The sequence below is a fragment of the Saccharothrix sp. NBAS 001 genome (assembly GCF_056640475.1).
In genome coordinates, this window is the sequence record NZ_CM153251.1 from 7,340,015 (window position 1) to 7,362,974 (window position 22,960).

A 22,960-nucleotide genomic window follows, 5' to 3' on the forward strand; every position below is an offset into this window, starting at 1 on the left:
CTTTTCAGTAGGTGCAGCAAGAGGCGTACTGGCGGATCACCCGAATGTCGCAGATCTTTGCGCCACACCACGGGGAAAGCGAACGGCCCCCGGAGCGGGAGGCTCCGGAGGCCGTTCGGGGTGACTGCGGTCAGCGGTAGTCGCGGCCGAAGTCGTAGTCGTCCAGCGGAACGGCAGCGCCGGTCCCGGTGCCGAAGACGTCCGGCGTGTAGTAGCCGTCGTCGTAGGACGGGATGGCGTACGCCGCCGCGCGGGCTTCCTCGGTCGGCTGCACCTGGATGTTGCGGTACCGGTTGATGCCGGTGCCGGCCGGGATCAGCTTACCGATGATCACGTTCTCCTTGAGACCGATGAGCTTGTCCGAGCGGCCGTTGATGGCCGCGTCGGTCAGCACCCGGGTGGTCTCCTGGAACGACGCCGCCGACAGCCACGAGTCGGTGGCCAGCGACGCCTTCGTGATACCCATCAGCACCGGACGGCCGGCGGCGGGCTCGCCGCCTTCCGCCACGACGGCGCGGTTGCCGCTCTCGAACTCCGCGCGCTCGACGAGCGAGCCCGGCAGGAACTCGGTGGCGCCCGAGTCGATGATCGTCACCCGGCGCAGCATCTGCCGGACGATGACCTCGATGTGCTTGTCGTGGATGGCCACACCCTGGGCCCGGTAGACCTTCTGGACCTCCTGGACGAGGTGCAGCTGGGCTTCGCGGGGACCCATCACGCGCAGGACCTCGTGCGGGTCCGGCGTGCCTTCCAGCAGCTGCTGGCCGACGTGCACGTGGTCGCCGTCCTGGAGCGGGCCGGTGGCCGTGTTGGCCAGCCGCTGACGCTTGGACAGCTTCTCGAAGATGATCTCCTCGGACCCGTCGTCCGGGATGAGGGTGATCTTCCAGAAGCGGTCGCCGTCCTCGATCCGCACCCGGCCGTCGACGTCCGCGATGGGGGCCTTGCCCTTGGGCACGCGGGCCTCGAACAGCTCCTGCACACGGGGCAGACCGGTGGTGATGTCGTCGCCGGCCACACCACCCTGGTGGAACGTGCGCATGGTCAGCTGGGTGCCGGGCTCACCGATCGACTGGGCGGCCACGATGCCGACCGCCTCGCCGACGTCGACCAGCTGGCCGGTCGCCATCGAGCGGCCGTAGCAGGACGCGCACACGCCGACCGCGGACTCGCAGGTCAGCACCGAGCGGACCTTGACCCGGGTGACGCCCGCCTCGACGAGCGTGGCCAGCGCCGGGTCGCCCAGGTCGTCACCGCGGTTGAGCACGGTGTTGCCCGCGGCGTCGGTGATGTCCTCGGCGATGGTCCGCGCGTACACGGAGGTCTGCGCGAACTCGGCCAGGCCGACCTTGTCGCCCAGCTTCTCGCCGACCGTCATGTTCACGCCGCGCGTGGTGCCGCAGTCGACCTCGCGGATGATGACGTCCTGCGAGACGTCCACCAGACGACGGGTCAGGTAACCCGAGTCGGCGGTGCGCAGCGCGGTGTCGGCGAGACCCTTGCGGGCACCGTGGGTCGCGATGAAGTACTCCAGCACCGACAAGCCCTCGCGGAACGAGTTCTTGATCGGACGCGGGATGTACTCGCCCTTCGGGTTGGTCACCAGGCCGCGCATGCCGGCCAGCGACCGGACCTGGGTCATGTTGCCCGCCGCCCCGGACTTCACGATCATGCGGATCGAGTTGTCCTCGGGGAAGTTGGCCTCCATGACCTCGGCGACCTCTTCCGTCGCCTTGGTCCACACCTTGACCAGCTCGTTGTTGCGCTCGATGTAGGAGAGCTGACCGCGCTGGTAGCGCTTCTCCACCGCGTCGGCGAGCTTCTCGTACTCGTCCAGGATGCCCTGCTTGGCCTCCGGCACGAGCACGTCGGAGATCGCCACGGTCACACCGGACCGGGTGGCCCAGTAGAAACCGGCGTCCTTGAGCTTGTCCAGCGTCCGGGCGACGGTGACCATCGGGTACCGCTCGGCCAGGTCGTTGATGATCGTGGCCTGCCGCTTCTTGGGCATGACCTCGTTGATGAACGCGTAGTCCTGCGGCAGGACCTCGTTGAACAGCACGCGACCGAGGGTCGTCTTGGCCAGCCACGGCTGACCCGGCTCCCAGCCCTCGGGCTCCTCGCCCTTGGGCGGGTTCTTGTCCGAGATCCGGATCTTGGCCATCGCCTGCAGGCCCAGCGCCTTGCGGTCGAACGCCATCAGCGCCTCGGCCGGCGACGAGTAGGCGAGACCCTCGCCGATGTCGCCTTCCTTGTGCCGGGTCAGGTGGTACAGGCCGGTCACCATGTCCAGACGCGGCATGGCCAGCGGCTTGCCCGACGCGGGCGAGAGGATGTTGTTCGAGGACAGCATCAGCACGCGCGCCTCGGCCTGCGCCTCGGCGGACAGCGGCAGGTGGACCGCCATCTGGTCACCGTCGAAGTCGGCGTTGAACGCTTCGCAGACCAGCGGGTGCAGCTGGATGGCCTTGCCCTCGACCAGCTGCGGCTCGAAGGCCTGGATGCCGAGGCGGTGCAGCGTGGGTGCGCGGTTGAGCAGCACCGGGTGCTCGGTGATGACCTCTTCCAGCACGTCCCACACGGCGGGGCGCGCGCGCTCGACCATCCGCTTGGCGGACTTGATGTTCTGCGCGTGGTTGAGGTCGACCAGCCGCTTCATCACGAACGGCTTGAACAGCTCCAGCGCCATCTGCTTGGGCAGACCGCACTGGTGCAGCTTGAGCTGCGGGCCGACCACGATGACCGAACGGCCGGAGTAGTCGACGCGCTTGCCGAGCAGGTTCTGGCGGAACCGGCCCTGCTTGCCCTTGAGCAGGTCGGACAGCGACTTCAGCGGCCGGTTGCCCGGACCGGTGACCGGACGACCGCGGCGGCCGTTGTCGAACAGCGCGTCGACGGCCTCCTGGAGCATCCGCTTCTCGTTGTTGACGATGATCTCGGGCGCGCCGAGGTCGATCAGTCGCTTGAGGCGGTTGTTCCGGTTGATCACCCGGCGGTACAGGTCGTTCAGGTCGGACGTGGCGAAGCGGCCACCGTCGAGCTGCACCATCGGGCGCAGGTCCGGCGGGATGACCGGGACGCAGTCCAGCACCATGCCCTGCGGGTTGTTGCGGGTCGCCTGGAAGGCGGCCACGACCTTCAACCGCTTGAGGGCGCGCAGCTTCTTCTGGCCCTTGCCGCTGCGGATCGTCTCGCGCAGGACGTCGGCCTCGGCGTCCACGTCGTAGTCGCCGAGCAGCTTCTGGATGGCCTCGGCGCCCATGGCACCGGTGAAGTAGTCGCCGTAGCGGTCGTACAGCTCGCGGTAGAGCATCTCGTCCGCGATGAGCTGCGCGCGCTCCAGCTTGGTGAAGGTGGACCAGATCTCGTCGAGCCGGTCCAGCTCGCGCTGCGCCCGGTCGCGGAGCTGGCGCATCTCGCGCTCGCCGCCCTCCTTGACCTTGCGGCGGACGTCGGACTTGGCGCCCTCGGCCTCCAGCTCGGCCAGGTCGGCTTCCAGCTTCTGCGCGCGGCCCTCGACGTCGGCGTCGCGCTTGTTCTCGACGCGCTTGCGCTCGACCTGCATCTCGTTCTCAAGCGTGGGCAGGTCGTTGTGGCGCAGCTCCGCGTTCACGCCGACGATGACGTAGGCCGCGAAGTAGATGATCTTCTCAAGGTCCTTGGGGGCCAGGTCGAGCAGGTAGCCCAACCGGCTGGGGACGCCCTTGAAGTACCAGATGTGCGTGACCGGGGCGGCCAGTTCGATGTGGCCCATCCGCTCGCGGCGCACCTTGGCGCGGGTCACCTCGACGCCGCAGCGCTCGCAGATGATGCCCTTGAAGCGGACGCGCTTGTACTTGCCGCAGTAGCACTCCCAGTCCCGGGTGGGACCGAAGATCTTCTCGCAGAACAAGCCGTCCTTCTCCGGCTTGAGCGTGCGGTAGTTGATGGTCTCGGGCTTCTTGACCTCGCCGAAGGACCACTGGCGGATGTCGTCCGCGGTCGCGAGACCGATGCGGAGCTCATCGAAGAAGTTGACGTCGAGCACGTCTACTCTCTTCCCCTTTTGATTCGGTTGCCCGGCGTGCGGGCGGTGCTTGGGAGCTGGTGGCTCGGCGGTCGGGGGAACGCGGGAGGCAGTCCCCCGACCGCCGGCGAGTGTCAGTTGACGACGTCGTCCACGGACGGCGACTCGGACCTCGACAGGTTGATGCCGAGGTTCGCGGCCGCGCGCTCCAGGTCTTCGTCGTCGCCGTCGCGCATCTCGATCGCGGCACCGTCCGAAGACAGCACCTCGACGTTGAGGCACAGCGACTGGAGCTCCTTGAGCAGCACCTTGAAGGACTCCGGGATACCCGGCTCCGGGATGTTCTCGCCCTTGACGATGGCCTCGTAGACCTTCACGCGGCCGAGCACGTCGTCGGACTTGATGGTCAGCAGCTCCTGGAGCGTGTACGCCGCTCCGTACGCCTGCATCGCCCAGCACTCCATCTCACCGAAGCGCTGGCCACCGAACTGCGCCTTACCGCCCAGGGGCTGCTGGGTGATCATCGAGTACGGGCCGGTGGAACGGGCGTGGATCTTGTCGTCCACCAGGTGCAGCAGCTTCAGGATGTACATGTAGCCGACCGACACCGGGAAGGGGTACGGCTCGCCGCTGCGCCCGTCGAAGAGCTGCGCCTTGCCGTTCTCCTTGACCATCCGCTCGCCGTCGCGGTTGGGGACCGTCGACCCGAGCAGGCCGGTGATCTCGTCCTCGCGCGCGCCGTCGAAGACCGGGGTGGCGGTCTTCGTGCCGGGGTCCACGTCGTAGAGGTCGGCGGGCAGGTTCTTCGCCCAGTCCGGGTCGCCGTTGATGCTCCAGCCCTGCTTGGCGATCCACCCGAGGTGGGTCTCCAGCACCTGGCCGATGTTCATACGACGCGGCACGCCGTGCGTGTTCAGCACGATGTCCACCGGGGTGCCGTCCTCCAGGAACGGCATGTCCTCGACGGGGAGGATCTTGCCGATGACGCCCTTGTTGCCGTGGCGGCCGGCGAGCTTGTCGCCGTCCTGGATCTTGCGCTTCTGGGCCACGTAGACGCGGACCAGCTCGTTCACGCCGGGGGGCAGCTCGTCGTCGTCCTCGCGGCTGAACACGCGGATGCCGATGACCTTGCCGTACTCGCCGTGCGGCACCTTCAGCGACGTGTCGCGCACCTCGCGGGCCTTCTCGCCGAAGATCGCGCGCAGCAGGCGCTCCTCCGGGGTCAGCTCGGTCTCGCCCTTGGGCGTGACCTTGCCGACCAGGATGTCGCCCGGCTGGACCTCGGCGCCGATGCGGATGATGCCGCGCTCGTCGAGGTCGGCCAGGACCTCCTCGGAGACGTTCGGGATGTCCCGGGTGATCTCCTCGGCGCCCAGCTTGGTGTCCCGCGCGTCGATCTCGTGCTCCTCGATGTGGATCGAGGTCAGGACGTCGTCCTGGACGAGGCGCTGCGACAGGATGATCGCGTCCTCGTAGTTGTGGCCCTCCCACGGCATGATCGCGACGAGCAGGTTCTTGCCCAGCGCCATCTCGCCGTTCTCGGTGCACGGCCCGTCCGCGAGGACCTGGCCCTCCCGCACCCGGTCGCCCTCGTTCACGATGGGCTTCTGGTTGATGCAGGTGCCCTGGTTGGAGCGGCGGAACTTGTGCAGGCCGTAGGTCTGCCGCGAGCCGTCGTCGGCCATGACCGTGACGTAGTCGGCGGAGATCTCCTCGACCACACCGGTCTTCTTGGCCACCACGACGTCACCGGCGTCGACCGCGGCGCGCAGCTCCATGCCCGTGCCGACCAGCGGCGACTCGCTGCGCAGCAGCGGCACCGCCTGGCGCTGCATGTTCGCGCCCATCAGCGCGCGGTTCGCGTCGTCGTGCTCCAGGAACGGGATCATGGCCGTCGCGGCCGACACCATCTGGCGCGGGGAGACGTCCATGTAGTCCACGTCGAGCGGGTCGATCTGCTCGACCTCGCCGCCCTTCTTGCGGACCAGGACCTTGGCTTCGAGGAAGTTGCCCTCGTTGTCGATCTTCGCGTTGGCCTGGGCCTTCACGAAGCGGTCTTCCTCGTCCGCGGTCAGGTAGTCGATCTGGTCGGTGACCCGGCCCTCGATGACCTTCCGGTACGGCGTCTCGATGAAGCCGAACGGGTTGACCCGGCCGTAGCTCGACAGCGAGCCGATCAGGCCGATGTTCGGGCCTTCCGGCGTCTCGATCGGGCACATCCGGCCGTAGTGCGACGGGTGGACGTCGCGGACCTCCATGCCGGCCCGCTCGCGGGACAGACCACCCGGGCCGAGGGCGGAGAGGCGACGCTTGTGCGTCAGACCCGCCAGCGGGTTGGTCTGGTCCATGAACTGGGACAGCTGGGAGGTGCCGAAGAACTCCTTGATCGCCGCCACGACGGGACGGATGTTGATCAGGGTCTGCGGCGTGATCGCCTCGACGTCCTGGGTCGTCATCCGCTCGCGCACGACGCGCTCCATGCGGGACAGGCCGACCCGGATCTGGTTCTGGATCAGCTCGCCGACGGTGCGCAGGCGGCGGTTGCCGAAGTGGTCGATGTCGTCGACCTCGACGGGGACCTCGGTCTCGCCCGGCTGCATCGTCGTCTCACCGGCGTGCAGGCGGACCAGGTACTCGATCGTCGTGACGATGTCGTCCTCGGTCAGCACGCCCGTGGAGATCGGGGAGGCCAGCCCCAGCTTCTTGTTGATCTTGTACCGGCCGACCTTGGCCAGGTCGTAGCGCTTGTCCTTGAAGAACAGGTTCTCCAGCAGCGCCTGCGCGGACTCCTTCGTCGGCGGCTCGCCCGGACGCAGCTTGCGGTAGATGTCGAGCAACGCCTCGTCGGTGCCCGCGGTGTGGTCCTTCTCCAACGTCGTCAGCAGCGTCTCGGAGAACGAGAAGCGCTCGCGGATCTGCTCGGTGCTCCAACCCAGGGCCTTCAGCAGCACGGTGACCGGCTGGCGGCGCTTGCGGTCGATCCGGACACCGACGGTGTCGCGCTTGTCGACGTCGAACTCCAGCCAGGCACCCCGCGAGGGGATGATCTTGACGCTGAAGACGTCCTTGTCGGTCGTCTTGTCGATCGCCGTGTCGTAGTAGACGCCAGGCGAGCGGACGAGCTGGGATACCACGACCCGCTCGGTGCCGTTGATGATGAACGTGCCCTTGTCGGTCATCATCGGGAAGTCACCCATGAACACCGTCTGGCTCTTGATCTCGCCAGTGGTGTGGTTGGTGAACTCCGCCGTGACGAACAACGGGGCGGCGTACGTCATGTCCTTGTCCTTGCACTCCTCGGTCGAGGCCTTGACCTCGTCGAAGCGCGGGTCGGAGAAGGAGAGGGACATCGAGCCCGAGAAGTCCTCGATCGGGGAAATCTCGTTCAAGACCTCTTCGAGGCCGCCCGTCGGCGCCTCGTCGCCCTCGTCGACGCGACGCTGGAACCACGCCTCGTCGCCGGTGAGCCATTCGAAGGACTGGATCTGGAGGTCGAGCAGGTTGGGCGTCTGAAGCGGTTCGTGGATCTTCGCGAACGAGACGCGCTTCGGCGCTCCGGGAATCCCCGACGTGGAGTTGGTCGCAGCAGTGGCCTTGGTCGCGCGAGAGATCGCCAAGATGCGTCCTTCCAGGGACAGGTAGCTGGCTAGTCAGCGGAACTAGCACGGCTGTCAAGGGTGCGGCGATGCCCGGCAATCCAGCTCTCGGCGAAGGGCAAACGGAAAGAGGGCAGCGCAAAGGGGCAGTCTAGCCACGCGCACGCCAACTGTCGAGAGGCACCTGGAAGGACCTTTCTCGTCGTCACCGACAGAGTGACCCTGCCGACGCCCACAGTCAAGATGCCACGCGGCGATCACTCTCGTGGCGCAAGCCTCGTTCACTCGTGGTTACCGCTCTGACCTGCGGAATTACACGGCTGTGGGCTGGGGGTGAACTGTTGGCGGGTGTTCGTGGTCCACCGGTCGACGTCTGCGGTTCCGCTCAGTGACGTGCCGTTTAGTGTGGCAGAGATCACTGTTCTGGGAGTTGCTTTTGGGGGTGTTTCGGCCCTGCGGGACCCCTGAAGTGCGGGTTGAGGGGTGGCGGGGGTGGGCGGCGGAGGGGCGGCGGAGGGGGCGGTGGTTGGGCGGGTGGAGGGCGGCGTGGAGGGGGTTCAGCGAGTTGATCTTTGTGGGGCCTGGTCGGGATACTGGGTGTGTTCGTGTGCCTACGCAGTGTTTGGAGTGGCGTGGGGTGCGGGTGGGTGGTGTGGTGGGTGGTGAGGGTGCGGTTTGAGGTGCGGGTGAGCGGGTAAGGGTTTGAGCACGTCAGCGGGTGGGTTGGGTGGCGTTGGGCGTGGTGGCGCGGTGGGGTGCGTTGCAGGTGGGTTGCGGGTGGTTGTGGGTGTTTGGCGGTAGCGGGTGCGAGGCGGCAGTGGGCGCACGGCGGCGGACGGGTGCGGAGTTGGGCGGCGTTGAGTGGGACACGGCCGATGGCGACGGCCGTGTGCGGCTGAGGCTCGGCTGGTGTGGGCCTTGGCGCGTGGTGTGAGCGGTGGTTGGTGCGGGTGTGAGGCGGCTGGCGTTTGAGGCTGCTGGTGCCGGCGGTGCGGAACGTCGGCCGGGTTGGAGTGCGTGGGCTGGGTGGCCAGAGCTGTGTGACTGGCCTGCGTGACTGGCGGAGCGGCCCAGCGGAGTGGTTGCCCTGCCCTGCCCGACGCAGCGGTTGCCCGACCCTGCGCGGCCCGGCCCGGCCCGGCCCTGCGCGGCACGGCGGGGCGGGGCTAGAGGTAGCGGTAGCACCGTGGCTGGGGTGGGGCAGAGCGGTGGCACGGTGGCTGGGGTGTGGCGGCGGTGCGGAGTGGCTGCTGGGGTGGGGGGTCGCGTGGAGCGAGCTGGAATGTCGTACCCCACTGCTTGGATGAGTGTCGGGGGTTCTTCGCGCGGGAGTACCCCTGGCTGGCCTTGGGCGGCGAACCTTGGGCGGCCTTGAACGGCGTGGCGTTGCCAGGGAGCGTCTGCGGTGTTCGGTGGTGCTCGGCGGTGAGGTTGGGTGTGGGTTTTAAAGAGTCCTCGCCGGACGGGCGAGCCGCCAAGGATGACAAAAGAAAGGGCGGGCGTCGTGTCATCCCCGTACGGCCCGGTCGGAGACAACCACCCTTGAGTAGGGAGCGCAAGCGAAAAGCGTGCTTGCGCTCCCTACTCAAGCGCGGTTCGCTGCGCGCGGGCCATACGGGGATGACACGACGCGGCGGGTGGATTCTGGCGGGGGCTGGATCAGTTGCATTTCGCCAGTTCTGCTGATTGGTCGCCGTTCTGGCCGAACATTTCCATGTTGTCGACCTTCCAGCGGCCGTCTGTCTTCTGGGCTCCTGCCCTCATCATCGCGATTCCGCCGCCGGACTGGTTGTCGGTCGTGCGGGTGGTCACCTGGTCCAGGAACAGCAGGACGGTGGCCCGGTCGGTGTCGAGGCTCGTGACGCCGCTGGAGACCGCCTTGACGGTGACCACCAGCTTCTGTTCCGGCGCGAGGGTCTTCACCGGGCCGAAGATGGCGTTGTACTGGCACTTGGCCTTGCCCGTGAGGAGTTCGCCGGCGGCCTTCTCGGTCGACGTCACGTCTGCGAAGTTGTACGAGAACGCTTTCTCGACGGCCTCCCTGACCTGGCCGGACACCTCCGTGGTGCCTGCGCTGTCGACCAGCGCCTTGTTGTACTTCGCGTCGCCCGCCTGCGTCTGGAACCACACGCCCAGGCCCACCAGGACGGCTGCCACGACCACCAGGGCGATGGGCAGCAGCGTGTTCGGCCTGGTCGGCGTTGGGTCTTGGTGGTCTTCAGAGGTCAGCTCGGCGCTGGGGGTCGGCTTGGCGCTGGGGGTCGGCTTGGCGGTGGGCCTCGGGCGTTTGCGCCTGGGCGTCGGGTGGGGCTTCGGCTCCTCGTCCGGGAACTCCGGGGTCTCGGCCAAGTCCTCTACGAACGGAGGGCCGTCCAGGTCCTCTGTGAAAGGAGGGGCGTCGGGGGCCTCGGGCGGCTTGGGGAGGTCGGAGACGTCCGGGGTGGTGGGCGGGGGTGGGCCGTCCTGGGTCCGGGTGTCCACGTCGTCCGGGGTGCGTGGGTCGTCCGGGGTGGTGTCCGGGGTGTGCGGGTCTTGGGGGGACGTGGGGTGGTCCGGGCGTTTGCGCAGGCCGGCTACGCGGGGGCGACCGGTGGTCGTCGGGGTGGACGGGACCGGGCGGCGGCGGGTCGGTGGCACTGTTCTCCTCCTCCGGTCACGCGCCGCCGGCGGCCACGGGGCCCAGGGCGCTGAGTTTCCAGCCCGCGTCGGTGCGGGTCAGGTCTGTTTGGTAGCGGTTCACCTTTTTTACCGGTTGGGCGCCTTCCGGGGTCACCGTGGTTTCCACCACGGCGATCAGGTGGGCTTTTCCGGCGCGGTCGTCCAGGTCGGTTACGGCGGCGTCCAGGACTTTGCTCACGGTGACGGTTTTGGCGTCGGTGATCTGCTTCTTGCGGCTGTCCCGGCCGGATTCTATTTCGGTTCGGAGGTCGCCGGTGGACGAGTCGAGCCAGCGGTTCAGGTCGTCGTCCACCTTCTTGTAGTCCAGGGTGGTGAAGTTGGCTATGCCGACCTGGCCCACCCTCAGCACTTCTTCGCGTTCCTTCGAGAACGACACCGAGTCGTTGGTGGCCGAACTCCACCAGGAGACCCCGGCCCAGATCGCGTAGCCGGCGGCCAGCACCGCCAGGACGGCGGCGGCGGGTAGCAAGTAGCGCTGCATGGGAGTTCCTCCAACTCAGCCCGGCAAGCCGAGCAGCTGTCCCAGGCTGGTCAGGACGGGGGCCTCGGCCTGCTGTCGACCGACGGGCTCGCGGCCGGGCTGGGACGTCTCGTTGCCGACGGGCGTCGTGGGTGTGCCGCCGTACGGGGCGTTCTGCGCTCCGCGCACCGCGGTGACGCTGCCGCGCGCCAAGGCGCAGTACGCCTGGCTGTTCAGCGTCGCGGGGGTCGTGTCGGTGCCCTGGCGGATCTTCGTGCCCTCGTACCCGACGGTGCACGGGGGCGGGTCGAAGACGTTGATCGCGAGGCCGAAGTGGGCTCCGGTGCCGTCGCCCTTGGCGACGCTGAAGCCGCCGCCGACGGCGATCGGGTAGGTGACGGCGATCTGCTCCACGCCGTCGAGCCTGGTCACCAGGATGTTGCCGGTGGTGAGCAGGTTGGCCATCACGACGCCCAGGTTCGGGCCGGTCTCCTTGAGCAGCGCCGAGACCTGTTCGGCGGCCTGCGGGGAGATGCCGATCAGGGCGCGGAGGTCGCCGTCGGAGTTCTTGAGCTGTTCGGCGAGGGCCTTGAGGTCCGTGCTGAACGAGCGGATGGCGCTGCCCTGCGACGCCTGGGTGTCGAGGACGACCAGGCCGTCGTTGATCAGGGCTTTGGTCTGCGGCAGGTGCTGGGTGGCGGCCTGGGTGAAGGCCCTGGTGTTGTCGAGCAGGACCTGGAGGTCCGGGCCGGTGCCGTTGAACGCCTTGTCCAACTCGTCCACGACGGTGCGCAGGGAGTCCGTCGGGACGGATTTCGCGAAGCCGTCGAGGTTGGTCAGCAGTCCGTCGACGGGGGGCGGCGTCCGGGTGTTGGTCCGGTCGATGGTGGCGCCCGCGCCGAGGTAGGGGCCCTGGTCCTTGCGGGGGCGCAGGTCCACGAACTGCTCGCCCACGGCGGAGCGGTTGGCGACCACGGCTTCCAGGTCCGCCGGGATCCGGGGGGCGTTCGAGTCGATGTCGAGGTCGACGTCCAGGCCGTCCGCGGTCAGCCGCATCTGGCCCACGCGGCCGACCGTGACGCCCCGGTAGGTGACCTCGGCGTTGGTGAACACGCCGCCGGAGTCGGCCAGTCGCAGGGTCACCACGTAGCCGGACGAGCCGAAGTAGCGGCCCAGCCCGGCGTAGCGCGCGCCCACGTAGCTGACGCCCAGCAGGGCGACCAGCACGAACACCCCGATCTGGATCTTGATCTTCCGGGGGATCACCGGCGACCACCTCCCAGCAGGCCGCCCAGCAGGTTGCCCAGGCCGGTGTTGCCGCCGCCGAGGTTCGGCAGCGGCAGGTTGGGCAGGGGCAGCGGCAGGGAGGGGGCGTTGCCGTCGATGCCGGGCAGGGAGGGCAGCGGGCTCTGGCGGGACCTGCCCAGGTTGTCGACGATGTTGCCGAGGTTGAGGTCGATGTCGGCGTAGAGGTTGGTGTAGTCGCCCTTGATGCCGTCCACCGCGGAATCCGGGAACGGGTAGGTGAGCAGCAGCTCCAGGGCGTTGGGCAGGTTGGTGCCCGCCTCGGCCAGCTTCTTCAACGTCGGTTGCAGGGCCTTGAGGTCGGCGACGATGTCGTCCTTGGAGCGGTTCACGGTGTCGACGGCCACGTCGGACAGGGCGTCCAGGGACTGGAGCAGCGTGACGAGCTGGGTGCGCTGCTCGCTGAGCACCTTCAGGCCGGGTTCGAGGTTGTCGAGCACGCCGGTGATCTGCTGCTGCTGGGCGTTGAGGGTGCCGCCGAGGCGGTTGACGCCGTCGAGCGCCCTGGTGATCTCCGTCTTGTGGCCGTCCAGCTCGCCGACGAGGGTGTTCAGGTTGCCCAGCAGGGAGCGGATCTCGGGCTCGTTGCCCTCCAGCGCGGCGCTGAGTTCCCGGCTGATGTTCTGCAGCTGGGCCACGCCGCCGCCGTTGAGCAGCATCGACAGCGCGCCGAAGACCTCTTCCACCTCGGGGTTGCGGTTGGTGCGCTCGACCGGGATGGTCGCGCCGTCGGCCAGGGTGCCTTCCTCACGGCCTTCGGCGGGCTTGGCCAGTTCCACGAACTTCTCGCCGAGCAGGGCGGACTGGCGCAGCTTGGCGATGGAGTTGGCGGGCAGCTTCACCCCGCCGTTGACCAGGACGGTGACCTCGGCGGTCCAGCCGTCGGGGGCCAGGTCGATGCGGTCCACCCGGCCCACGGGGACGTCGTTGACCTTCACGCCCGCCTGCGGGACGAGGTCCAGGACGTCCTTGAACCGGACCTTCACGGTGTAGGGGCGGTCGCCCAGGTCCGCGCCGCCGGGGAGCGGCATGTTGTAGATGCCGTCGAATCCGCCGGAGCCGCAGGCTGTGAGGGTGAGGGTGAGGGTGAGGGTGGTGGCGAGGGCTGTCAGGAGGGATTTGGCGGTGGGGGCTTTGGAGGTGAGGGCTTTGGAGGTGAGGGTCATTGGGGCACCCCCGCTAGTGGGAGGGGCAGGGGGAGCTTGCCTTGGGACAGGTCGCTGATGACCTCGGCGGGGGTCTTGAGGGGGACCGCGCCGGAGAGGATCGGGGCCAGTTGTCCGCACGTCTGGGAAAGGGCGAGGGGTACCTTGCCCGGTTCGATGCTCTGGATGAGCTTGCAGACCAGCACGATGGGGGGCTGGTTGAGTTCGTTCAGGTCCGCGCGGGTGTCCAGGGTGCCGGACGCGGCGTTGTAGGCGTTCTGGAGGTTGCCGAGCGCGAGTGGGGCCACGTCCAGGGTTTCGGCCAGGGACGCCCGTTGGTCTACCAGGATCTGGGTGATGCCGGTCAGTTTGTCCACATTGGACTTGAGGATCGCGCGGTTGTCCTTGATGAAGCCCTGCACCTGGCCCAGCGCACTCGCCAGCTCGGTGAGGGCTCCCGCGAGGTTCTCGCGTTCGTCGGCCAGGAAGCCCGCGACGTCGGCGAGTTGGCGGTTGAAGTCGCGGACCTGGCCGTCGTTGGCGGCGAGCATGCCGGTGAACTTCTGCAGGTTGTCGACCGTGCCGAACAGGTCGTCCTTGGAACCGGAGAGGGTTCGGGTGGCGTCGCCGAGTCGGCGGACGGTGTCGCCCAGGGCTTGGCCGTTGCCGTCGAGGTTCTTCGCGGCGGCGTTGAGCAGGTCGGACAGCGCGCCGTTCTTGTTGGCACCGTTGGGGCCCAGCGCGGTGGTCAGCTTTTCGAGGCTGGCGTACAGCTCGTCCAGCTCGACCGGGGTGGCGGTGCGCTCGCGGGGGATCATCGCGTTGTCGCCCATGGCCTGGCCGCTCGTGTAGACGGGAGCCAGCTGCACGTAGCGGTCGGAGACGACGCTGGGTGCCACGACGACGGCTTGCGCGTTCGCGGGGACCTTGACCGCGCGGTCGATGGACATGGTGACCTTGACCTGGGCACCCTGCGGTTCGACGTCCTCGATGGAGCCGATCCGCACGCCCAGCACCCGGACGTCGGAGCCCGGGTAGACGCCTACGGCCGCGCCGAACATCGCGGTCACCTTGCGGCTGTTGACGCCCGAGAACGCCCACCACATCGCCGCGGCGGCGACGAGTGCGAGCACGCACGCGATCGCCACGGCTCGTCCGAGGTCGCGTCCGACGCGACTGGTCGCCATCTCAGTTCCCCCTCTGCACGCCGGGGGGCAGGCAGCCCTCTTCGTTGAAACCGACCACGCCGAGGTTCACCGCGGGCGGCAGCAGGCCGCAGATGTAGACGTCGAACCACCGGCCGTTGCCCAGGGTGTTCGCGAACACCCGGTAGAACGGGGCCATCAGCGACAGGCCGCGGTTGAGCGCGTCCTGGTTGCGCTGCAACATCGTCGACACCCGGTCCAGCTGTTCCAGCGCGGGCTTGAGCTGCGCGCTGTTGTCGGCGACCAGGCCGGACAGCTCCTTGGACAGCTCGCGGGTGCCGGCGAGCAGCGCGCCGATGGCGTCCTTGCGCTTGCGCAGCTCGCCGAGCAGGAGGTTGCCGTCCGCCAGGAGCTTCTCGAACTGCTCGTTGCGGTCCGACAGGGTCTTGGTGATCTGGTTGGTGTTGGCGAGCAGGTGGGCCAGCTGGTCGTCGCGGGACGAGATCGTCTTGGACAGGGCCGAGAGGCCGTCCAGCGCGCCCCGGACGTGTTCCGCCGAGCCCTCGAACGTCTCGGACAGGACCTGGAAGCTGTCCGCGAGCTGCTTGGTGTCGATCTGGCCGACCGTGGACGCCAGGCCGTTGAAGGCTTCCTGCACGTCGTAGGGGGACAGCGTGCGTTCGCGCGGGATCGGGTCGCCGGGGTCGAGGGGCTGCGAGCCCTGCGGGTCCAGGGCGAGGAACTTCTGGCCCAGCAGGGTCTTGATGCGGATCGTGGCGGTGGTGCGGTCGCCGACCCAGGCGTCCTTGACCCGGAACGAGACCCGCACCTTGTCGCCGTCGAGCCGGACCTTGGTCACCTTGCCGACCTTCACGCCCGCGACCCGCACCTCGTTGGCCGGCACCAGGCCCGCCGCCTCGGTGAACTCGGCGGAGTACGTGGTGCCGCCGCCGACGATCGGCAGGTCGTCGGAGTAGAACGCGGCGAGCAGGAGCAGCGCGATGACGGTCAGGCCGACCGCGCCGGTGGTGACCGGGTTGCGCCGGGCCGGGTTGCTGGGGGTTTTCACGGGCGGCACCTCGCTTGCGTGACGGGCAGCGCCGTGATGGGGATCGGGGTGGTGATGACCGGCGGCACGGCCACCTGGCCGCCCGCCTCGCACAGGAAGAAGTTGAACCAGGAGCCGTAGGACGCGGTGCGCGCCATGGCCTCGATCTTGTTCGGCAGCCGCTGGATGACGCCCTCCACGACGGCTTCGTTGTCGGCCAACGTCTGCGACACCAGGCCGAGCTGCGAGATGTCGTCCTTCAGCGGCTGCCGCGCCTCGTCCAGCAGGCCCGCCGTGGTGGTGGTCAGGTCGCCCAGGGCGCTGATCGCGTCGCCGATCGGCTGCCGGTCGCCCGCCAGGCCGGTGGTGAGTTCCTGGAGCGTGGACACCAGCGTGGACACCTGGTCGGTGCGGCTGTTCACGGTGTCCAGCACGGAGTTCAGGTTGTCGATCACCTCGCCGATCACCCGGTCCCGGGCGGCGAGGGTCTGGGTGAGCGACGCGGTGTGCCGCAGCAGGCTGTCGATCGTGCCGCCTTCTCCTTGCAGCACCTGGATGATCTCGTTGGACAGCTTGTTCACGTCGTCCGGGTTCAACGCCTGGAACAGCGGCTTGAAGCCGTTGAACAGGACGGTCAGGTCGAGCGCGGCCTTGGTGCGCTCCAACGGGATCACCTCGCCCGCCGGCAGCGCGGACGCGTCGCCGGCCCCGTGCTCCAGCGAGATGTACCGCTGCCCCACCAGGTTGCGGTACTTGATCGTCGCGGTGACCGACCGGGGCAGGCTGCGCTGCTCGTCGACGCTGAACTCCACCTCGGCGAGCCGTCGGTCCACCACCTTGATCCCGGTGACCTGGCCGACCCGGACCCCGGCGATGCGGATGTCGTCGCCCTCGTTCAGGGCGGTCACGTCGGTGAACCGGGCGCTGTAGGTGGTGGCGTCGGCGAAGTTCGTGTTGGCGATGGTGACCGCGAGCAGCGTCGTGGCCAGGATCGTGACGACGGCGAAGACGCCCAGCTTGACCAGGGGCGCGACCAGCGACCTCACACCTGCACCTCCGCCCCCCGGTAGAGCGGGCCGAGCAGGAGCGCGGTGAAGCTCGGCATCTCCCGCTTCGCCACGCCGAACTGCGGCGCGAGCAGCGCGGCCAGGAAGTCCTGTTCCTCCGGGGAGTTCGCCAGGCTCGGGGCCTGGAAACCGCCGAACGACGACGGGGACGTGGTGCCCATGCCGTTGACGCCGGTCGCGGGCGGCAGGACGCCGTCGTTCGCGACCCGCGCGGGCGGCGGCGACGTGGAACCGTCCTTCACCGCTCCCTCCGGCGGGTACTGCGGGAACGGGTCCGGCCGGGGCACGATGTCGTAGCAGCGCGGGCCGCGCTTGTCGGCGTACTCCGGCTCGTCCTTGCCCGGCTCGTACTTGCCCCGGTTCGCGGTGATCTCCAGCGTGATGTGCAGGCCCGGTTCGTCGGTGCCCTTGCCGAACACCTGGTCCATGATCGGCTTGAACTCGCTGAGGCCCTTGAGCAGGCACGGGTACTCGGGCGCGTACTTGGCCAGCAGCTCCAGCGTCGGCCGGGACACGTCGGCGAGCTGGATCAGGTTGTTCCGGTTCACCGCGAGGAAGCTGTTCACGTCGATCGAGGTGGTCGTCAGGGAGCCGTACATGGCCAGCAGCTCGTCCCGCTGGTCGACCAGCGTCCGGCTGGTGACGGTGGCGTCGCTGAGCGCCTGCACCAGGTCGGGCGCGGCGTCGGCGTAGACGTTCGAGACGTCCGCGAGCCGGCTGATGCCCTCTTTCAGCTGCGGCAGCTGGGGGTTCAGCTCCCCCAGGTAGGAGTCGAGCCGCACCAGCGTCTCGCCCAGCGGCTTGCCCCGGTTGTCCAGCGCCTGCGACATCGCGGTGAGCGTGGTCGCGAGCTTCTCCGGCTGCACCGCCTGGAGCACCGGCATCAGGTCGTCCAGCACGCGTTCCAGCTCGATCGCGCTGCTGGAGCGGTCCTGCTCGATGACGTCGCCGTCGGCCAGGTGGTCGGACAGGTCGGCCTTCGGCGGCACGACCAGGTTCACGTACCGCTCGCCGAAGAGGGTTTTCGGGAGCAGGCGGGCGGAAACGGTGCCGGGGATGAACTCCACCTGGTCCGGCTTGATCGCCAGCTCCAGCTCGGCCCCGTCGCCGGCGGTGCGGACCTGCCGGACCTCGCCCACGATCATGCCGCGCACCTTGACGTCCGACGCGACCAGCAGCTGGTTGCCGATCCGGTCGGTTTTCAGCGTCACCTTCACGACCTTGGTGAAGGCGTCGTTGTACAGCGCCACGGTGAGGGTGAGGAACAGGGCGATCACCGCGAGGAACACCACGCCCAGGAGTCGTTGTCGGAGCATCACACCGCCCGGGGGGTGGGGGTCGGCCGAGGGCGGGTCATCCGGCGATCCTCACCGTCGTGGTGGTGCCCCAGATCGCCATGCTCAGGAAGAAGTCGAGCAGGCTGGTGGTGACGATCGCGGTGCGCACCGCGCGGCCGACCGCGACGCCCACGCCCGCCGGGCCACCGCCGGCCCGGTAGCCGTAGTAGCAGTGGGTCAGGATGATCACCACGGAGAAGACCAGGACCTTGCCGAACGACCAGAGCACGTCTATCGGCGGTAGGAACAGGTTGAAGTAGTGGTCGTAGGTCCCCGCCGACTGGCCGTAGAACTCGACGGTGATGATCCGGGCGGCCAGGTAGGACGTGAGCAGGCCGATCACGTACAGCGGGATGATCGCGACGAAACCCGCGATGATCCGCGTGGTGACCAGGAACGGCAGGCTCGGGATGCCCATGACCTCCAGCGCGTCGATCTCCTCGGAGATCCGCATCGCGCCGAGCTGCGCGGTGAAGCCGGAGCCGACCGTGGCGCTCAGCGCGAGACCGGCCACCAGCGGCGCGATCTCGCGGGTGTTGAAGTAGGCCGACACGAAACCCGCGAACGCCGACGTGCCGATCTGGTTCAGCGCCGCGAAACCCTGGAGGCCGACGACCGTGCCGGTGGCCAGCGACAGGCCCACCATCACGCCGATCGTGCCGCCGATGACCGCCAGCGCGCCCGAGCCGAAGCTGACTTCCGCCAGCAGCCGCAACGTTTCCCGCAGGTAGCGGGTCAGCGTGCGGGGTGTCCAGGCGAGCGCGCGCAGGTAGAACCAGAGCTGGTCGCCGAGGGTGTCCAGCACGGACAGCGGCGCGTTGGCCGCCTTGCGCAGCCTGTTGTTGATCGTGGCCATCTCAGCTCCCCTTCGCCGGGACGACCTGGAGGTAGATCGTGGTGAGCACGAAGTTCACGAAGAACAGCAGCAGGAACGTGATGACCACGGCCTGGTTCACCGCGTCGCCGACGCCCTTCGGGCCACCCGCCGGGTTCAGCCCCCGGTAGGCCGCGACGATGCCCGCGATGAACCCGAAGATCAGCGCCTTGATCTCGGAGATCCACAGGTCCGGGAGCTGGGCCAGGGCGGCGAAGCTGGCCAGGTACGCGCCGGGCGTGCCGTCCTGGAGGATCACGTTGAAGAAGTAGCCGCCCATCACGCCGACGACGCTCACCATTCCGTTGAGCAGCACGGAGACCAGCATCGCGGCGAGCACCCGGGGCACCACCAGGCGCTGGATCGGCGAGACGCCGAGCACCTCCATGGCGTCGATCTCCTCGCGGATCTTGCGCGAGCCGAGGTCCGCGCAGATCGCCGAGCCGCCCGCGCCCGCGATCAGCAGCGCCGTCACGATCGGGCTGGCCTGCTGGATGATCGCCAGCACGCTGGCCGCGCCGGTGAACGACTGCGCGCCGATCTGGCGGGTCAGCGACCCGATCTGGAGCGCGATCACCGCGCCGAACGGGATCGACACCAGCGCCGTCGGCAGGACCGTCACGCTGACCACGAACCAGCACTGCTGGACGAACTCGCGGACCTGGAACGGCCGGCGGAACGCGCTGCGGACCACGTCGATGCCGAGCGCGAACATCCGGCCCGTCTCCCGCAGCGCGCCCGCGCCGGGGAACGTCGCGGATGCGCTCACAGCACACCCCCCTGCCTCGGCCACGGGCTGGGCGCGGTGCGGGCGGCGGCGTCCGGGTCCAGGCCGGAGAGCACCCGGTAGTGCCGCTGCTCCTCGGGGGTGAGGCTGGCGATGATGCCCTGCCTGGCCTCCGGGGCGAGCGTGTGGATGATGCTCATGACCCGGTCCTTGCGGCGGCGGACCGCGCCGCGCGGCGGCAGGCCCGGCGTGGGTTCGAGCTGCGGGATCACGCCCCGGACGTCCTCGTCCGGCGAGCCGTCGGAGTGGCCGGCGTCGCGGTGCGCGAGTTCGGCGGCCATGGTGGCCTGGTCCTTCTCCTCGGACATGCCGATCGGGCCGATGCGGCGGCCGTTGAGGAACTGCTCGACCACCGGTTCGTCACTGGTCAGCAGCACCTCGCGGGGGCCGAACATGACCAGTTCGCGGCGGAACAGCATGCCCAGGTTGTCCGGGACGGTCCGGGCCACGGTGATGTTGTGGGTGACGATCAGGATCGTCGCGTCGATCTGCGAGTTGAGGTCGATCAGCAGTTGGCTCAGGTACGCGGTGCGGACCGGGTCGAGGCCCGAGTCCGGCTCGTCGCACAGGATGATCTCCGGGTCGAGCACCAGCGCGCGGGCCAGCCCCGCCCGCTTGCGCATCCCGCCGGAGATCTCGCCGGGGAGCTTCTTCTCCGCGCCGACGAGGCCGACCATCTCCATCTTCTCCAGCACGATCCGCCGGACCTCGGCCTCGGTCTTGCGGGTGTGCTCGCGCAGCGGGAAGGCGACGTTGTCGAACAGGTTCATCGAGCCGAACAGCGCGCCGTCCTGGAACAGGACGCCGAACAGCTTCCGGATCTCGTAGAGCTTGTGCTCCGAGCAGCGGACCAGGTCCGTGCCGTTGATCAGGATCTTGCCGCGTTCGGGTTTCAGCAGACCGACCAGCGATTTGAGGAACACCGACTTGCCGGTTCCGGAAGGACCGAGCATCACGCTGACCTCGCCCGGCGGCAGGGTGAGCGTGACGTCCTGCCAGATGGTCTGCTTGCCGAAGGACTTCGTCAGGCCCTCGACGACCACCTCGACGCCCATCGCACCTCCAGGTCACCGGCCACAACGCCAGGGCGGGCCCCGCGCAGCGGGACGCCATACACCTGCAACGAGCCCGTAGCGTCGTGGTTACTCCCCAGTTGGGTTAGCACCGGTCACGGAACGATAACTGTGCGACGTACGCCACTCCCCGCGTCCACCGGTCGGCCACACGTGCTCCGAGCAGCGGAAACGTCGTAGTTCCAGCGCATCCCACGTCCGCGGGTCGCTTCGGGGACCTCTCGCCGGCCGGGCCGGCGGGTCGATTCGCAGCGAACTTTCAGGCCGCCTTCCTGAAAGATCGCGGGCCGGTAGCCGGTCCGGACACGCGGAAAGGGCGGGCACCCGTGGTGGGTACCCGCCCTCTCGGACGTTCAGCGCGAAGCGCCCGAAGGCGCTCAGATCACTTGAGCGAGATCTTGGCGCCGGCCGCTTCCAGCTTCTCCTTGGCGGCGTCGGCGACGTCCTTCGCCACGTTCTCCAGCAGCGGCTTCGGAGCGGACTCGACCAGCTCCTTGGCCTCCTTCAGGCCCAGGCCCGAGACGACCTCGCGGACGACCTTGATGACCTGGATCTTCTTGTCGCCGGCGCCTTCGAGGACGACGGTGAACTCGTCCTTCTCCTCCTCGGCGGGGGCAGCGGCGGCGGCCGGGCCGGCAGCGGCGATCGCGACCGGAGCGGCGGCGGTGACCTCGAACTTCTCCTCGAACTTCTTCAGGAAGTCGGAGAGCTCCAGCAGGGTCAGGTCCGCGAACGCCTCAAGCAGGTCGTCGGTGCTGAGCTTCGCCATGATCGGCGTCCTTTCGTTCAACGCCCGACAACTGCCGGGGCGCGGAGTTTGTCGGGTGGATCAGCTTTCGGCGGGAGCGTCGGCGGCGGCGGGGGCTTCCTCCGCCGTCCTCTTCTCCACCAGGGCAGCGGCCAGACGGGCGACCTGCGAAGCCGGGGCGTTGAACAGCGCCGCCGCCTTGGACAGGTTGCCCTTCATCGCGCCCGCGATCTTCGCGAGCAGCACCTCACGGCTGTCGAGGTCCGCGATGCGGCTGACCTCGTCGACCGAGAGCGGGCGGCCGTCCATGTAGCCGCCCTTGATGACCAGGGCCTTGTTGTCCTTCGCGAAGTCACGCAGCGCCTTGGCCGCGTCGACCGGCTCGCCTTCGACAAAGGCGATGGCGGTCGGGCCGATCAGCAGGTCTTCGAGACCTTCGACGCCGGCGTCCTGAGCGGCACGCTTGACCAGCGTGTTCTTCGCGACGGTGTACGTGGTGCCCGCGCCGAGAGCGCGACGCAGCGTGGTGAGCTGCGCCATGGAGAGGCCGCGGTACTCGGTGACGACGGCGGCCGAGCTACCGCGGAACTTGTCCGACAGCTCGGCGACGGCCGAAACCTTGCTGGGCTTCGCCATGATCGCCTCCTCTCTGGGCTATGGGGGGTGACCACCGGCCATACCGAAGGGAGGGCATGAAAAACGCCCCGGCGCACAGCAGCACGGGGCGGTCGGGACGTGGAACGTCCTGGAAACCTCGTCCTCCTGCGCGGGCCGTTCGCCATGCGAACCCTTCGTCCCCGCACCCGAGAGCACGAGGAGACCAGCGGTCTTCGGTGGAACCACCACAGACAGTACGGGATGTGTCCCGCGCGCTCCAAATCGGCATGATGTGACCTGTGACCGACGAGCCCCCGAGGAACCCGCCACCCCCGGACATCGACCCGGAACAGCTCAGGCAGTTCCAGGAGTTCCAGCGGTTCCAGGAGTTCCAGCGCTTCCAGCAGGCCCAGGGCCCGCAAGCCCTCCCACCGGGCACCCCGGCCGCGGGCGTCCCGGCCCTGCCACCAGGCCCCCCGCCGACCGCGCCGCCGCCGATCGAGCCGGCACGGCCCAGGGGCAAGCCGCTGTGGCGGATCCTGTTGGGCAGCAAGCTGTTCCGACGGTTGATCTACGTCCTGGTCGTGCTGCTCATCCTCTCGCTCGCCTACAACCACTACTTCGGCGGCCAGGACACCGGGTCGGTGGCGAAGGACAGCGGCGGCGTGGAGGGCAACCCGATCGCCCCGGTGACGCCTTACGGCCGACAGGGCACGATCGGGCTGCTCCACAAGCAGATCGCCATCGACAACCCCGGGCAGGGGTGCCAACTGTTCATGGACGGCGCGACGCGGAACGCGTTCGCCCAGACCTTCGGTGAGCAGGACTGCGCGGCGGCTTTCCACAAGCTGACCAAGCAGGTCACCGATGTGGCGGCGTACCCGATGATCGGGTTCCCGGCCGACATGCGCGAGAACCTGCCGGCATCGGGCTCCGTGGTGGTCGACTCCTGCAAGCTCACGGTGAACGGCGGGCCTCGCCTCGGGGTGTTCACGCTCACCAGGCTCGGCAACGGGAACTGGGTGATCACCAAGTTCGAGAAGCTGAACTGCCCCACCGGCTGACCACGAGCGCGGTCGGAGCGGCAAGGGAA

16 protein-coding genes are annotated in these 22,960 nt (G+C 68.6%); 1 reads left to right on the forward strand and 15 read right to left on the reverse strand.

The window, feature by feature from the left end; genetic code table 11:
* Positions 1–130: 130 nt before the first annotated feature.
* From AC0HI0_RS31775 to rplJ, 15 genes are all read right to left on the reverse strand, one after another.
* Entirely contained in the window at positions 131–4,027 is a 3,897-nt protein-coding gene (locus AC0HI0_RS31775) for a DNA-directed RNA polymerase subunit beta' (RefSeq protein ID WP_480927164.1), read from the reverse strand.
* Positions 4,028–4,140: 113 nt separating this feature from the next.
* On the reverse strand, positions 4,141–7,623 hold the full coding sequence (gene rpoB / locus AC0HI0_RS31780) for a DNA-directed RNA polymerase subunit beta (RefSeq protein ID WP_480927165.1): 3,483 nt from the start codon (positions 7,621–7,623) through the stop codon (positions 4,141–4,143).
* A 1,638-nt stretch (positions 7,624–9,261) separates the two neighbouring features.
* The gene (locus AC0HI0_RS31785; RefSeq protein ID WP_480927166.1) at positions 9,262–10,239 is read right to left on the reverse strand and encodes a hypothetical protein; all 978 of its coding nucleotides are present in this window, start codon (positions 10,237–10,239) and stop codon (positions 9,262–9,264) included.
* Positions 10,240–10,255: 16 nt separating this feature from the next.
* Positions 10,256–10,762, reverse strand: coding sequence for a hypothetical protein (locus AC0HI0_RS31790; RefSeq protein ID WP_480927167.1), 507 nt, complete (start codon positions 10,760–10,762; stop codon positions 10,256–10,258).
* Between the two features lie 15 nt (positions 10,763–10,777).
* Positions 10,778–12,007, reverse strand: coding sequence for an MCE family protein (locus AC0HI0_RS31795; RefSeq protein ID WP_480927168.1), 1,230 nt, complete (start codon positions 12,005–12,007; stop codon positions 10,778–10,780).
* Positions 12,004–13,212, reverse strand: a complete 1,209-nt coding sequence (locus tag AC0HI0_RS31800) for an MCE family protein (RefSeq protein WP_480927169.1) — start codon at positions 13,210–13,212, stop codon at positions 12,004–12,006. The genes AC0HI0_RS31795 and AC0HI0_RS31800 overlap by 4 nt, the downstream gene beginning before the upstream one ends.
* The gene (locus AC0HI0_RS31805; RefSeq protein WP_480927170.1) at positions 13,209–14,378 is read right to left on the reverse strand and encodes an MCE family protein; all 1,170 of its coding nucleotides are present in this window, start codon (positions 14,376–14,378) and stop codon (positions 13,209–13,211) included. Before AC0HI0_RS31805 ends, AC0HI0_RS31800 begins: the two co-directional genes overlap by 4 nt.
* A gap of 1 nt (position 14,379) precedes the next feature.
* On the reverse strand, positions 14,380–15,405 hold the full coding sequence (locus AC0HI0_RS31810; RefSeq protein ID WP_480927171.1) for an MCE family protein: 1,026 nt from the start codon (positions 15,403–15,405) through the stop codon (positions 14,380–14,382).
* Positions 15,402–16,430, reverse strand: coding sequence for an MCE family protein (locus AC0HI0_RS31815; protein WP_480927172.1), 1,029 nt, complete (start codon positions 16,428–16,430; stop codon positions 15,402–15,404). Before AC0HI0_RS31815 ends, AC0HI0_RS31810 begins: the two co-directional genes overlap by 4 nt.
* Positions 16,427–17,767 carry an MCE family protein gene (locus AC0HI0_RS31820; RefSeq protein WP_480927173.1) on the reverse strand — a complete coding sequence of 447 codons (1,341 nt, stop codon included), beginning with the start codon at positions 17,765–17,767 and terminating at the stop codon, positions 16,427–16,429. Before AC0HI0_RS31820 ends, AC0HI0_RS31815 begins: the two co-directional genes overlap by 4 nt.
* 37 nt (positions 17,768–17,804) lie before the next feature.
* The gene (locus tag AC0HI0_RS31825; RefSeq protein ID WP_480927174.1) at positions 17,805–18,644 is read right to left on the reverse strand and encodes an MlaE family ABC transporter permease; all 840 of its coding nucleotides are present in this window, start codon (positions 18,642–18,644) and stop codon (positions 17,805–17,807) included.
* A 1-nt stretch (position 18,645) separates the two neighbouring features.
* Complete coding sequence (locus AC0HI0_RS31830; protein WP_480934437.1) at positions 18,646–19,377, reverse strand: MlaE family ABC transporter permease; 732 nt, start codon at positions 19,375–19,377, stop codon at positions 18,646–18,648.
* 50 nt (positions 19,378–19,427) lie between these two features.
* Positions 19,428–20,504 carry an ABC transporter ATP-binding protein gene (locus tag AC0HI0_RS31835; protein WP_480927175.1) on the reverse strand — a complete coding sequence of 359 codons (1,077 nt, stop codon included), beginning with the start codon at positions 20,502–20,504 and terminating at the stop codon, positions 19,428–19,430.
* 400 nt (positions 20,505–20,904) lie between these two features.
* Complete coding sequence (gene rplL, locus AC0HI0_RS31840) at positions 20,905–21,291, reverse strand: 50S ribosomal protein L7/L12 (RefSeq protein WP_480927176.1); 387 nt, start codon at positions 21,289–21,291, stop codon at positions 20,905–20,907.
* 60 nt (positions 21,292–21,351) lie between these two features.
* On the reverse strand, positions 21,352–21,906 hold the full coding sequence (gene rplJ, locus AC0HI0_RS31845) for a 50S ribosomal protein L10 (RefSeq protein ID WP_480927177.1): 555 nt from the start codon (positions 21,904–21,906) through the stop codon (positions 21,352–21,354).
* Positions 21,907–22,166: 260 nt separating this feature from the next.
* Between rplJ and AC0HI0_RS31850 the strand changes: the two genes are divergently transcribed.
* Positions 22,167–22,931: a hypothetical protein gene (locus AC0HI0_RS31850; protein ID WP_480927178.1), complete on the forward strand. Its 765-nt coding sequence runs from the start codon at positions 22,167–22,169 to the stop codon at positions 22,929–22,931.
* The last annotated feature ends 29 nt before the right edge of the window (positions 22,932–22,960 follow it).

What these genes read in the sequence shown, in the direction of transcription:
- AC0HI0_RS31790 (WP_480927167.1), bottom strand. Translation starts at nt 10,762, where the DNA reads ATGCAGCGCTACTTGCTACCCGCCGCCGCCGTCCTGGCGGTGCTGGCC.
- AC0HI0_RS31800 (WP_480927169.1), bottom strand. Translation starts at nt 13,212, where the DNA reads ATGACCCTCACCTCCAAAGCCCTCACCTCCAAAGCCCCCACCGCCAAA.
- AC0HI0_RS31805 (WP_480927170.1), bottom strand. Translation starts at nt 14,378, where the DNA reads ATGGCGACCAGTCGCGTCGGACGCGACCTCGGACGAGCCGTGGCGATC.
- AC0HI0_RS31820 (WP_480927173.1), bottom strand. Translation starts at nt 17,767, where the DNA reads ATGCTCCGACAACGACTCCTGGGCGTGGTGTTCCTCGCGGTGATCGCC.
- AC0HI0_RS31825 (WP_480927174.1), bottom strand. Translation starts at nt 18,644, where the DNA reads ATGGCCACGATCAACAACAGGCTGCGCAAGGCGGCCAACGCGCCGCTG.
- AC0HI0_RS31830 (WP_480934437.1), bottom strand. Translation starts at nt 19,377, where the DNA reads ATGTTCGCGCTCGGCATCGACGTGGTCCGCAGCGCGTTCCGCCGGCCG.
- AC0HI0_RS31835 (WP_480927175.1), bottom strand. Translation starts at nt 20,504, where the DNA reads ATGGGCGTCGAGGTGGTCGTCGAGGGCCTGACGAAGTCCTTCGGCAAG.
- rplL (WP_480927176.1), bottom strand. Translation starts at nt 21,291, where the DNA reads ATGGCGAAGCTCAGCACCGACGACCTGCTTGAGGCGTTCGCGGACCTG.
- rplJ (WP_480927177.1), bottom strand. Translation starts at nt 21,906, where the DNA reads ATGGCGAAGCCCAGCAAGGTTTCGGCCGTCGCCGAGCTGTCGGACAAG.